The sequence below is a fragment of the uncultured Veillonella sp. genome (assembly GCF_937981445.1).
Classification (GTDB): Bacteria; Bacillota; Negativicutes; order Veillonellales; family Veillonellaceae; genus Veillonella_A.
Genome location: NZ_CALJON010000044.1, coordinates 59,998 through 73,856 on the forward strand (window position 1 = coordinate 59,998; position 13,859 = coordinate 73,856).

The 13,859-nt window shown below is 41.9% G+C and carries 7 protein-coding genes and 1 pseudogene; all 8 read left to right on the forward strand.

Features of this window, described 5'->3' with window-relative positions; translation table 11 throughout:
- Nucleotides 1-15: 15 nt before the first annotated feature.
- Nucleotides 16-1,260, forward strand: coding sequence for a beta-ketoacyl-ACP synthase II (gene fabF / locus Q0376_RS07015; protein WP_298705742.1), 1,245 nt, complete (start codon nt 16-18; stop codon nt 1,258-1,260).
- 27 nt (nt 1,261-1,287) lie between these two features.
- Nucleotides 1,288-2,025 (forward strand): ribonuclease III, encoded by a 738-nt coding sequence (rnc, locus tag Q0376_RS07020; RefSeq protein ID WP_298705745.1) that lies wholly within the window; start codon nt 1,288-1,290, stop codon nt 2,023-2,025.
- A gap of 311 nt (nt 2,026-2,336) precedes the next feature.
- A complete protein-coding gene (locus tag Q0376_RS07025; protein WP_298705748.1) occupies nt 2,337-3,482 on the forward strand; it encodes an elongator complex protein 3 in 1,146 nt (381 codons plus the stop codon).
- Nucleotides 3,483-3,632: 150 nt separating this feature from the next.
- Complete coding sequence (gene smc, locus Q0376_RS07030; RefSeq protein WP_298705751.1) at nt 3,633-7,184, forward strand: chromosome segregation protein SMC; 3,552 nt, start codon at nt 3,633-3,635, stop codon at nt 7,182-7,184.
- Nucleotides 7,184-8,095 (forward strand): signal recognition particle-docking protein FtsY, encoded by a 912-nt coding sequence (gene ftsY, locus Q0376_RS07035; RefSeq protein ID WP_298705754.1) that lies wholly within the window; start codon nt 7,184-7,186, stop codon nt 8,093-8,095. The genes smc and ftsY overlap by 1 nt, the downstream gene beginning before the upstream one ends.
- Nucleotides 8,092-8,526, forward strand: coding sequence for a hypothetical protein (locus Q0376_RS07040; protein WP_298705757.1), 435 nt, complete (start codon nt 8,092-8,094; stop codon nt 8,524-8,526). The genes ftsY and Q0376_RS07040 overlap by 4 nt, the downstream gene beginning before the upstream one ends.
- 33 nt (nt 8,527-8,559) lie before the next feature.
- Complete coding sequence (gene uvrB / locus Q0376_RS07045; protein ID WP_298705760.1) at nt 8,560-10,791, forward strand: excinuclease ABC subunit UvrB; 2,232 nt, start codon at nt 8,560-8,562, stop codon at nt 10,789-10,791.
- A gap of 166 nt (nt 10,792-10,957) precedes the next feature.
- A pseudogene (gene uvrA / locus Q0376_RS07050) lies at nt 10,958-13,798 on the forward strand (excinuclease ABC subunit UvrA); the annotation flags it as partial.
- Nucleotides 13,799-13,859: the final 61 nt, after the last annotated feature.

Genomic DNA, 13,859 nt, shown 5'->3' on the forward strand with positions numbered 1-13,859 from the left:
TGTGAGGTGAATTAATTGGAAAAACGTGTTGTAATTACCGGTTTAGGTGCTGTGACACCTGTTGGGATTGGTAAAGAAGCATTTTATGAAGCGTTGTTGAAAGGTCAATCTGGTATCGGCCCAATTACGCATTTTGACGCCACTGAATATGCTACACGCATTGCTGGTGAAGTTAAGGATTTTGATATTACTAAATATGGCGTAGACAAAAAAGAAGCGCGTCGTATGGATCGCTCTTCTGCATTTGCTATCGCTGCAGCTGTACTTGCTCTTCAAGACTCTAAACTTGATTTAGACAAAGAAGATCGCGATCGTTGTGGCACTGTAGTAGGTACAGGCATCGGTGGGATTAATTCAATCCACGATGTATATGTCACCTTGTTTGACAAAGGACCTAATCGTGTAAGTCCTTTCGCAGTACCAATGATGATTGCAAACATGGTGTCTGGCCGTGTATCCATTGAACTTGGTTTACAAGGTCCAGCAATTACTGATATTACTGCTTGTGCTTCTGGTACAAACTCTATTGGTGATGCATTCCGCATTGTTGCTCGTGGCGATGCAGATATTATGTTCGCTGGTGGTACTGAAGCAGCTGTTTCTCCAGCAGCTGTTGCTGGTTTCGCAGCTATGAAAGCGATGTCCACACGCAATGATGAACCTGAAAAAGCATCTCGTCCATTTGATTCAGAACGTGATGGCTTTGTAATGGGTGAAGGGGCAGGCATCGTAGTATTAGAAGAGTTAGAACATGCTAAAGCACGTGGTGCTCATATTTATGCGGAAGTTATCGGTTATGGTAGCAATGGTGATGCGTATCACATTACTGCTCCAGCACCAGGTGGCTTACAAGCTCGCAAATGTATGGAACTTGCTATCAAAGATGCTGGCATTGATCCTTCTGAAATTAACTACATTAATGCTCATGGTACATCCACAGGCCTTAATGATAAAAATGAAACATTGGCTATTAAAGAATTGTTTGGCGACCATGCAAAAGAACTCGCTATCAATTCCACTAAGTCTATGACAGGTCACTTATTAGGTGCAGCTGGGGCTATCGAAGCTATTGTAATGGCTATGGCTATTGAAACAGGCAAGATTCACCCAACAATTAACCTAACTAATCCAGATCCAGAACTTGATTTAGACTATGTGCCAGAGGGAGCCCGTGAACTTAAAGTTAACTGTGCTCTTTCCAACTCCTTTGGTTTTGGTGGCCACAATGCGACTCTATTAGTTCGTCGCTACGAGGACTAATTGAAGGGCCGTAGAACACATAAGACAATGACGCACCAAGCTCGCGAAGCCTCGCTTCGAGAGCTTGTGGCGCGTTTGTGTGTGCCACTAACAGATTTGGCCTTGCTAGATAGGGCATTTACGCATACGTCTTATGCGAATGAAAATCGCGCCAAACGAGTTCAGCACAATGAACGTCTGGAGTTCTTAGGAGATGCGGTACTTGATTTAATTATTGGCGAATATTTATTTAAAACATATCCTCAAATGACTGAGGGTGAACTGACTAAGATAAAAGCTGCTACCGTTTGTGAAACGGCTTTGGCTGCTTGTAGTGCATCGTTAAATTTTGGCAATTATTTGTTGCTAGGACGGGGTGAAGCGACGTCTGGTGGACGCTCACGGGCCTCTATTTTAGCGGATACATTTGAAGCTGTCATTGGTGCTTTATATGTAGGCACATCCTACGAGATTGCCTCTCAGTTTGTATTGAGTCATTTGCAAGGATATTTAGAAAAGGCTAAAGCAGGTAAATTAGGGAAGGATTATAAGACCATGCTACAAGAGTATGTACAACAGGCTGGGGAAAAGCAGATTGTATATACTTTGATTAGTGAAAAAGGTCCTGACCATGATAAGGTATTTTGTATGGAAGTACGCATTGAAGGTGTTTCCTATGGCTCGGGGACTGGGAAAAGCAAGAAGGAAGCAGAACAACATGCGGCACAAGTTACATTAGAGTACTTGGAAAGCAAATCCTTATGTAAAGATGTAATTGGTCAATAATAATTGAAACATAGGTAGTTAGAGGAGCGGTTTGGCCGCTCCTTTTTCTGTATAAAAAGGGCTGTATCTAAAATTGACTTTATCTAGAGCTGAGGGTTGAATCTAGAATTGGTGTAAAAGCAGTTAAATTGGTGTAAAAATAGTTAAATTGGTGTAAAAATAGTTATACATTATGGCCTTGAAAGTGTAAGAACATAATAGTAAGTGTAAGAGCATAATAGTATAAGATTATATTTTTATAATATGGTTTAAATTTAATAGTGTTAGACTATTTTAGTGTAAGGCGTAATTAAGTAAATTTAGGAGTCTCTATGAGTGCGAATCGAGAATTTTATAAAAAGCCCTTAGGGCTCATTCCATTTTATATTCCTCATGCAGGTTGTCCACAGCAATGTATTTTTTGTAACCAACATCGCATTGCTAGCGATGGTGTATTAGCTGTGCAGAGTGATATTCGCAAAACTATAAAAGACTATGTAGGGACGAAGCGACAGGAAAAATACTGGGAGGTTGCTTTCTATGGTGGGAGCTTTACCGCTTTGCCAGTATCACTACAGGAACAGTTGTTAGAACCAGCGTATGAAGCCTTACAATCCGGTGAAATCGACGGTATACGGTGTTCAACGCGACCTGACGCACTAGGGCAAGAGGCTATCGATCGTATTAAAGCCTATGGTATTGATACGGTTGAAATTGGCGTACAATCCATGGATGATGCTATTTTACTTCGTTCTAAGCGCGGCCATACAGCGGCCGATGTGGTAGATGCAGTAGGGCGATTGAAAGATAATGGCTTGCGTGTGGGCATTCAGCTTTTGCCCGGTTTGCCTGGCGAGTCTTGGCATACATTAGTAAATACAGCCGTTCAAATTGGTCGACTAAAACCAGATTTTGGTCGCATTTACCCCGTTCTCGTCATTGAAGATACGGAATTAGCAGAACAAACAAAGGCTGGTTTGTACACGCCCTTGTCAGTTGAACAAGCCGTGGCGTATAGTGCATTTTTAAAGACGTATCTAGAAGGTAAGGGCATTTATATAATTCGCACAGGATTGCAGAGTACCGAAGAGCTCGATGAAGGTGTGAGTCTTGTAGGAGGACCTTATGAACCGGCCATGGGCGAAATGGTGATTAATCATCAGTGGCGCTTGCGCATAGAGAACTTAGTGAGGACCTTGGTAGCGAATGAGGGGCGTATGGAGCATAACGAATCATCTGATTATATTGAATCCAATGAAAATGTGAGTGACTGTGATACTATGACCTGCATAGAAGACCGGATTATTCGGATTACCTATCCACGGAGCTTGACCTCTAAAGTTAGGGGCTTAAAAAAATCCAATATGAAGTACTTTAAAGAATCGTATCCGCTCCTTCAGTGGCATTGGGTGGAAGATAATACTGTGCCCGATACTCATGTTATGGTTTTATGGAAACATTTGTCATATGTATTGTGAATCTAAGTGGACATATCATTTCATACTAATAGTCAGATTATTCCTTATAAAATAGACAAATACCGCTAAAATAGCTTATAATTAAGGGTAAACAAAATTTCGATATTATGATTTTAAATATAACTCATTGGATGTATAAAGGTGGTAGGCATGCAGCTTTTAAGATTGGAAATGAAGGGATTTAAATCCTTCGCAGATAAGACAATTGTAAAATTTTCTCCAGGCATGACTGCTATTGTAGGTCCTAATGGGAGTGGCAAGAGTAATATTACCGATGCCATGCGTTGGGTGTTAGGGGAGTCTAATGTACGCCAGTTGCGTGGTCAAAAGGCGGAAGACATTATTTTTTCTGGTACGGAAAAACGCCGCCCCTTAAGTTCTGCTGAAGTGACCCTTATTTTTGATAATGCTGATAAGGGCTTACATCCTGATTTTCCTGAAGTGGCTATTACACGTCGAATTTATCGTAATGGCGATAGTGAGTTCTTCATCAATCGCAAAGCTTGTCGTTTAAAAGATATTCATGCCATGTTTGCCGATACTGGTTTAGGCCGTGATTCTATGGCCATCATTGGTCAGAATCGGGTGGATGCTATTTTAAATAGTAAGCCAGAAGAACGGCGCTTAATTTTTGAAGAGGTAGCCGGGATTGCTCGTTCAAAGATGGATAAGGAAGAAGCTCTTCGTCGTATGGGGCAAACAGAGCGCAATATGGAGCGTTTAGGCGATTTAATGGCGAATTTAGAAGAGCAATTAGGGCCTTTAGCAGAGAAGGCTGAAAAAACGATATTGCATGGTAAATTAAGTCAACAAAAGCGGCAATATGATGGAGCACTAGCTTTTCACGAATATAAGGTGGCCGATCGATTATTTACAAAGCAAGAAAATGATAAGATTACGCTTACCCAAGAAGATGTGGAGCTTCAAACAGAGCTCACTAAATTAGATGCTAATTACCAACGTCTGAAATTAGATACTGAAAAAGAAGAAGATGTACTTCGTCAATTGGATACTGAATTTAATGAATTGCAGCATGAGATTACGTCCTTGCAAGGGGATGCTAAATTAGAAGAAGAGAAATTACGCACATCTCAGCATGCCGTAGAAGATTTGCAACGCCGTGTTACAGAATTGACCTTATCTCGCACGACTGATGAGCAAAAGAAGTTGATGCATGAAAAACTTGTGTCTGATAGTGAAGGGGATTTAACGGCCCAGGAGCATAAAGTGGCTCAACTGAAACTTGTTCAAGATAAAGCGCAAGCTGCCGTACAGGCAAAACAGCAAGAACTAGCGGCTTTACAAGCAGCTGAACAATCTCGCTATAGCCAGCAAATTGACTTAGTGTCGCAGGTGGAGCAGAGTAAACAGGAATTACAGCGTTTAACTTTGCAATTAAACGAAGTGAATCAATTAGTTCTTGATTTAGAAGGGGAAGCCCACTCCACAGGTGAAGAGTTAGTCAATTTAGAGGCGGCTCATCAGCACACAATGGAAGCGCAACATATTTTGCAAAATAAACGAGCTGATCAGCGGGCCTCATTACAGGAACTATTAGATGAACGAAAACAGAAGGAACAAGCCTTGCAAAATCTGCGTCGTCAAGTACAGGCTCTTGAAGGGCGTCAAGATGTATTAAGTCAATGGGAAGAAGAGCACGAAGGCTATACTGAAGGTACCCGTAATGTTCTAAAATCGAAGGAACCATGGCGCACGGGTGTTGCTGGTGCCATTGGTGATTTATTTACCGTTGAGCAGCAATTTGTGGTGGCCTTAGACATTGCTTTAGGGGGTGCCATTAACCATGTAGTGGCCCAAACAGCGCAGATTGCGTCTGAAGGCATTAAATTTTTAAAACGCACTCAAGGCGGGCGGGCTACATTCTTGCCTATTGAGACTGTAAAAGGACAGGTGGTACAGACACCGGCCTTAAAGGAAGCAGGTGTATTAGGCCGCGCAGTAGACTGTATTCAGTTTGATTCTGTGTACGAGGGCATTTTCAATTATCTCTTGGGCCGTATTCTCATCGTCGATACGATGGAACGGGCCATTGCATTACAAAAACAATATAAACAACAACTGCGCATCGTCACATTGGGGGGCGAACAATTTCAACCAGGCGGCTCTCTTTCTGGCGGTCATGTGAAGCGTCGCAAAGCGTCTGTTATGGCCCGGAAGGATGAATTACAGCAAATTGAAGCGCAGATTTATACATCTCGCGGGCAAATGCAGATCTTAGAAAACGAGCTAAACCAGTTAAGCGGGCAAATCAGCGGTTTGGAAGGTGAATTGCAGGCCCAAGAGCGAGAGTATGAGCAGGCTCATTTAGCGGTTATGAATGCAGAGGCCGCACTGCAATTAGGGAAAGAGCGTCATGGTCGTAAGGAGCGAATTCTGGGTGAAAATCGTCAGAAAATAGAGGACTTACAGCGTACTATTAGTGGCGTAGAACAGACCTTGCAAGGCCGTGAAGCGGCGCTAGCTAATTTTGATACTACTCTTGATGGCGCAAGTCGCCAAAGTCAAATACTTGATGAATTAAAACTCAGTCAAGAGGCGCATCAACTAGCCATGACGGAATATAATGAAGCACACCTAGCTTGTGAAAGTTTGCGTCAATTACAAGCCCATCGAAAGCAGCAAATTGAAGAATGGACAGAAGCCATTCAAGCGGCTACAAACCGTTTAGTACCATTACAGGAGGAGCTACAACAGGCTAAATATATGGCTGAAGAAGCGATTCCAGCTACTTTACAGCAATTGAAAGCACATATAGAAGTAAAAGAAGTTAAGGTTAATGAAGTTGGTACTAAGCGGCAAACTCTTTATGATACAACTAAGGAGCAAAAGCTCAGCTTAGACAGTATGAGCCATGAGCGTCATACTATGGAAGGGCGGTTGCGCCATATTCAACAGCGCTTGGCTCAGATGGAAGGGCAGCTTGCAAAGTATGAAATTAACAGCCAACAGGCCTTAGCGCGTTTAGAAGAGTTGGGTTTTACTAAGGAAGAGGGGCAAGACTTGAAGCCAGAAGGAGCGGTAGCCGATTGGCGCGCTCAAGAGGCAGATTTACGTGCGCAAATGGAAGCCTTAGGTCCCATTAATCCTGCAGCAGTTGAAGAGTATGAAAAGGCGCAGGATAATCACAAGTTTTATTCCACGCAACGGAATGATTTAGAACAAGCTAAAGCTCAATTGGAAACTGTTATTGGTGAAATTGATGCAGCCATGTCTGAAAAATTAGGTGATGTGTTAGTAAAAGTAGGCGAACGCTTTCAAACTGTATTTGCCCAATTATTTGGGGGCGGTACAGCACAAATTGTGCTCACTGATGAAGAGGACATTTTACATAGCGGTATCGATTTTTATATTCAACCACCAGGAAAGAAACGTCAGCAATTGAGCTTGCTTTCCGGTGGGGAACGGGCCTTAACCGTTATTGCCCTATTATTCTCATTTTTAGATTTTAGGCCAGCCCCATTTTGTGTACTCGATGAAGTGGATGCGGCTTTGGATGAGGCCAATGTAGAACGGTTTGGTCGCTATTTACAGCGCTTGGGATCGGATACGCAGTTTATTGTAGTGTCTCATCGTAAGCGTACTATGGAGGCGGCACAAGTGCTCCAAGGTGTTACTATGGTGGAACGAGGGGTATCTCGCTTATTGACGGTAGCCTTTGAAGATGTGAAGGAGGATATGTAATGGGATTATTTAATGCATTTAGCAATGCTTTAAAAGATACAAAGAAAAAATTTACTAAAACGATTGAACATGTAATTATTGGGTATGCAGAGATTGATGAAGACTTTCTTGATGATTTAGAAGTTGCCATGATTACTGGTGATTTAGGTGTTAAAACGACAGAGTACTTAATGAAGGAAATTCGCCGTGGTGTAACTAGTGGGGAAATTAAAAATACTGGCGATGTTATGCCGACCATTGAAGCCTGTATTAAACAGCTCCTAGGTGATCAAGAGGAAGAATTAGTTCTTCATTCCCCTGAAGTTATTTTAGTCGTAGGGGTTAATGGTGTAGGTAAAACAACGACCATTGCTAAATTGGCTAATTATTATAAACAACAAGGTAAATCAGTTATTTTAGCGGCGGCTGACACATTTAGAGCTGCTGCATCGGAACAGTTAACTATCTGGGCCGAACGAGTAGGCGTGCCTATCGTTAAGCATCAGGAGGGGGCTGACCCAGCGGCTGTTGTATTTGATGCACTAGCTTCCGCTAAGGCGCGTCATGCAGACATTGTTATTGTTGATACGGCAGGCCGTTTACATACTAAGACTAATTTAATGGAAGAATTGAAGAAAATTGGCCGTGTAGCAGACCGTCAAGTGCCTGGAGCACCGCATCAAACCTTGTTAATCTTAGATGGTACAACAGGTCAAAATGCAGTGAGCCAAGCCAAATTGTTCGGTCAAGCCGTGCCTATTACGGGGATTGTAGTAACTAAATTAGATGGAACTGCCAAAGGTGGCGTAGTAATTTCTGTAAAAGAAGAACTAGGGGTTCCCGTTCGTTGGATTGGCATTGGCGAAAAAATGGATGATTTGAAACCATTTAATGCCACTGACTTTGCCAATGCTTTGTTTGAAAAGGAATGATTCGAGTGAAAGATATATTGACGAGAGAGACTTTAGTAGCTTATGCACGATTAGAAAATCAAAAGAATGATTATGGTGCATCTACTGAAGCAATAGAATTATTGGGTGATTTAGCAGAATATATTGGTACAGAAATGTATCGTCCTGTAACGAGATTAGTACTAGCTAATTGGAAAGACTTAGATGAGCGCATTAAACATTTTACGCCAGAGCAGTGGGAACTGCCTATGGAGATTGCCCTTCAAATCGGTATTAATCAAAAGGCTGTAGCCTTACTTATTGAGGTCTTAGAAGGTCCTGATACGGCAGCTCAGCGCGATGAAATTCGCCGTGAGCTCAATGAAAAAGAGCGCCAACAATTACAGGAACATATTGAACGGGTTCGTGCTGAAGAAGCCGCCGCGGCAGCAGCTAGCGCAGCACATAAGTAATAGTATGTACTATTTATAAAGAAGAGGATATATATGGCACATCCATCCATACATCGCAATTACGAAGGCAGTGGCACACCTTTTAAAGTAGAAGCTCCCTTTAAACCTATGGGAGATCAGCCAGGGGCCATTAATTCCCTAGTAAAAGGGGTGGAGCAAGGCGATTGGGCTCAAGTTTTATTAGGAGCCACTGGTACGGGGAAAACCTATACGATGGCGAAGCTTATTGAAGGAGTCCAAAAACCGACTTTAGTTATTGCTCATAATAAAACACTAGCAGCGCAGCTTTGTAGCGAGTTTAAAAGTTTTTTTCCTAACAATGCAGTAGAATACTTTGTGTCCTACTATGATTTTTATCAGCCAGAAGCATATATTGCATCTACTGATACTTATATTGAAAAAGATGCGTCAATTAATGACGAAATAGATAAATTGCGCCATAGTGCGACCATGAGCTTATTTGAACGGCGCGATGTAATTATTGTGGCCTCTGTAAGCTGTATTTATGGTCTCGGTGACCCAGAAGACTATAGTGATTTAGTAGTGAGTCTTCGTTTGGGGCAGGAGAAAAGTCGCGATGAAATTTTAAAGAAATTGGTGGACATTCAATATACGCGTAATGATATTAATTTTACTCGTGGCACATTCCGTGTTCATGGCGATGTTATTGAAGTCTTTCCAGCCGCCTATAGTGAGCGTGTAGTACGAATTGAACTATTTGGGGATGAAATTGATCGCCTCTCAGAGATTGATGTTCTCACCGGTGAAATTATTGCAGAGCGCAAGCATGTGGCGATTTACCCAGCTTCACACTATGTAACTACGCAGGATAAATTGCGCGTTGCTATTGAGCGCATTGAAGCGGAATTAGATGAACAATTGGCGTATTTAAAGAGTCGGGACCGCTTGTTAGAAGCGCAGCGCTTAGAACAACGGACCCGCTATGATATTGAAATGATGCAGGAAATGGGGTATTGCTCAGGCATTGAAAATTATTCCCGCCTTTTATCTAATCGTAAACCTGGGGAAGCACCTTACACATTAATGGATTATTTTCCAGAGGATTTTTTGATTTTAGTTGATGAATCGCATGTAACCATTCCTCAAGTGCGTGCTATGTACAATGGTGACCGAGCACGTAAAGAGAACTTAATTGAATATGGTTTCCGTTTACCATCAGCCTTAGATAATCGTCCATTAAAATTTGAAGAATTCCAAGAACGAATTAATCAGATAGTGTATGTATCGGCCACGCCAGGCCCTTATGAAATGGAAGTACAAACGAATATAGCAGAGCAAATCATTCGTCCTACAGGCTTATTGGATCCAGTCATAGAAATCCGACCAATTAAAGGGCAAATGGATGATTTACTAGGTGAAATCAAGGAGCGCGCTAAAAAGAATGAACGTGTCCTCGTTACTACCTTGACTAAGAAGATGGCAGAGGATTTAACGGAGTTCCTAAAAGAAGTGGGCGTTCGGGTTCGCTATTTACATTCTGATATTGCCACCATTGAGCGGGCCGATATTATACGAGACTTACGGGCTGGCGTTTTCGATGTGCTCGTGGGGATTAACTTACTCCGCGAAGGCCTTGATATGCCAGAAGTATCCTTAGTGGCTATTTTAGATGCGGATAAAGAAGGATTCTTGCGCAGTGATACGTCTTTAATACAAACAATAGGGCGTGCAGCACGTAATGAAAATGGGCGTGTTATTATGTATGCAGATCGCATAACAGGCTCTATGGAGCGCGCTATTAGTGAAACAGAGCGACGCCGTGAAGTGCAAGAAGCTTATAATAAAGAGCATAATATTACACCAAAATCAATTAAGAAAGAAGTAAAAGAATTAATTGAATTAACTAAACTGGAAGAAGATGCGTCTCAAGTGGCGGAAACGATTACTTCCTATGGCAGCCCTAAGAAAACGAAAGGTAGTGCCAAAACAAGTGAGACGGCTAAAGGTGCTCATGCTAAAGATAAGACGAAAGCTAAAGGTAAGGCTAACACGGGTACAGCTAGCAGTGCTAGGGGTAAAGGCATGGCTTCAGGGGCTAGTGAAGATGCGAACACAGCACATATAACAGAAGTAACAGTTGAAGATATATTTAATAAAATTGAAGACACTACGCGTTTAATGAAAGCGGCTGCTAAGCAATTAGAGTTTGAAAAAGCTGCTCAATATCGTGATGAGTTGGGGTTGTTGCGCCAGCAATTATCAGATTTGCAAGATGCTCATGAACGGAAAGGGCGCAAACGTTAATTGTAAGTCTGAGCAGTGAGGATTAAGTAGTAAGTATTAAGTAGTAAGTAGTAAATTGCTAAGTGGTAAACGGCAAGTGCTTGATAGTGCATGCTAGCCCATGTACTAGATTATCAATCTTACTATGCGTAGTGTTATGTATATAATTCTTTACCGGGAGGTCATGGTGAAAGAAGAAATTATTGTAAAAGGTGCAAGGCAGCACAATTTGAAAAATATTGATGTGGCCTTGCCTCGCGATAAATTTATAGTCATCACAGGACTAAGTGGTTCTGGTAAATCATCCCTAGCATTTGACACAATATACGCAGAAGGGCAGCGACGTTATGTAGAGTCTTTATCTGCGTATGCGCGTCAATTTTTAGGGCAAATGGATAAGCCTGATGTAGACTATATTGAAGGTTTATCACCGGCCATTTCTATAGATCAGAAAACAACGAGTCGTAATCCTCGTTCCACTGTAGGGACGGTGACAGAAATTTACGATTATTTGCGACTTTTATTTGCTCGCGTAGGTCGTGCGTATTGTCCAAGCTGTGGCAAACCTATTACGCAACAATCTGTTGAACAAATGACTGATAGTGTTATGACATTGCCTGAGCGAACTAAAATTTTAGTTTTAGCGCCCTATATTGTAGGTAAAAAAGGGGAGCATAAACAAGTTCTAGAAAAGCTTCGCAAAGAAGGCTTTGTCCGTATTCGTGTGGATGGAGAAATTCGCAATTTAGACGAAGACATCCAATTAGAGAAAAATAAGAAACATACCATTGATATTGTGATTGACCGTTTAGTAGTGAAAGACGGAATTGTATCACGTTTAACTGATTCCATGGAGGCCGCTGCTAAATGGGGGGACGGCTTGGTTATTGTACAAGAGGTAGATGGGCCACAGCATATGTATAGTCAGCATTTTGCTTGCCCTGATTGTCATATCTCCTTGCCACCTATTGAGCCACGCATGTTTTCCTTTAACAGTCCTTTTGGTGCTTGTCCAGCCTGTTCAGGTATTGGGAGTACAATGGAAGTGGATGAAGAGCGGGTAATCCCTGATGGGGATATACCTTTTGTTGATGGCGCCGTGCGTGCCTTAAGTGCCAATCGCAGCTCATGGTTTATGTGTCAATTAGAAGGCTTACTAAAAGAACATGGGTATGATTTATCGGCTACATATAATGAATTACCTAAAAAATTGCAGCAATTAGTTATGAATGGTAGCCCTCATATGGTAAGTTTTGAATATGAAAATATGAGTGGTGAGATTAAAACTTATACACAGCCTTATGAAGGCATATTACCGATGGTCAAACGTCGGTATAGTGAAGCCGCATCAGATACGATGCGGGAAAGTTTTGAGTCATTTATGGCTATTAAGCCTTGTAAAACTTGTGGCGGTGCCCGTTTAAAACCGGAAGCATTAGCTATACGAGTGGGGGATAAGAACATTGTGGATGTTACGAACCTCACTATTAGTGAGGCGGTGGAATTTTTCAATACAGTCGATTTTTCAGAACGAGAACAGTTTATCGGAGCGCAGATTTTAAAAGAGATTAATGCGCGCCTTATGTTTTTGAATAATGTAGGTCTAGACTATTTGACTATGAGTCGTAATGCCGGCACCTTATCCGGTGGTGAGGCGCAGCGCATACGCTTAGCCACACAGATTGGCTCCGGCCTAGTAGGGGTTTTGTATATTTTAGATGAACCTTCTATTGGTCTACACCAACGAGATAATGATCGACTTATTGCCACCTTAAAAGGGTTACGTGATTTAGGTAATACTTTACTAGTCGTTGAACATGATGAAGATACGATGCTCGCGTCAGACCATTTAGTTGATATTGGTCCAGGTGCTGGTGAACATGGTGGTGAAATCATCGCTCAAGGTACAGCTCAGGAGGTAATGGCTAATCCTAAGTCCATTACAGGGCAATATTTAAGCGGTAAAAAATTCATTGCCTTACCTTTAGAGCGTCGTAAATCTAATGGCAATGTATTAGAAATTCGTGGTGCTAAAGAGAATAATTTAAAAAATATTAATGTGAAATTCCCTCTCGGTGTATTCACCGTAGTTACTGGTGTTAGTGGGTCTGGGAAATCCACGTTGATTAATGAAATTCTCTACAAAGGATTAGCTAATACATTATATCGGTCCTATCATAAGGTGGGTGCACATAAGGAAATTCGTGGCACCGAGCATATTGATAAGATTATAAATATTGACCAAAGCCCTATTGGCCGTACGCCACGTTCCAATCCGGCTACCTATACAGGCGTATTTGATTCGATTCGTGAATTGTATAGTCAAACACCGGAAGCAAAAATTAGAGGCTATAAGCAAGGGCGCTTTAGCTTTAATGTGCGTGGTGGGCGCTGCGAAGCCTGCCGAGGTGATGGGATTATTAAAATTGAAATGCATTTCTTGCCAGATGTGTATGTACCTTGCGAGGTTTGTAAAGGGGCGCGCTATAATAGGGAGACCTTGGAAGTTAAATATAAGGGCAAATCCATTGCCGATGTATTGCATATGACGGTGGATGAAGGGGTTGAATTTTTCAAAGCCATTCCCAAAATTCATCGTAAACTAATAACCTTGCAAGAAGTAGGTCTTGGCTACATACGTTTGGGGCAACCAGCTACGACTCTATCTGGTGGTGAAGCACAACGTGTAAAGCTTGCTACTGAATTGGCACGACGCAGTACAGGTAAGACTTTGTATATTTTGGATGAACCAACAACGGGTTTACATGCAGAGGATATTAGAAAACTGCTCATTGTACTTCAAAAGCTAGTAGATGGTGGCGATACAGTGGTGGTTATTGAGCATAATTTAGATGTTATTAAAACGGCGGATCATATTATTGATTTAGGTCCAGAAGGCGGTAATCGAGGCGGCACCATAGTGGGGACGGGGACGCCAGAAGAAATCTGTAAGCTAAAAGCAAGTTATACAGGTAAATTCTTAGGGCCAGTCCTAGCTAAAACACAACAGTTTATGAAAGCGGCTAAGGAAGAAATGACTGTTCAAAAGACTAAGACTGTTAAAAAGACTGGTAAAAAGGCTAAGGCTA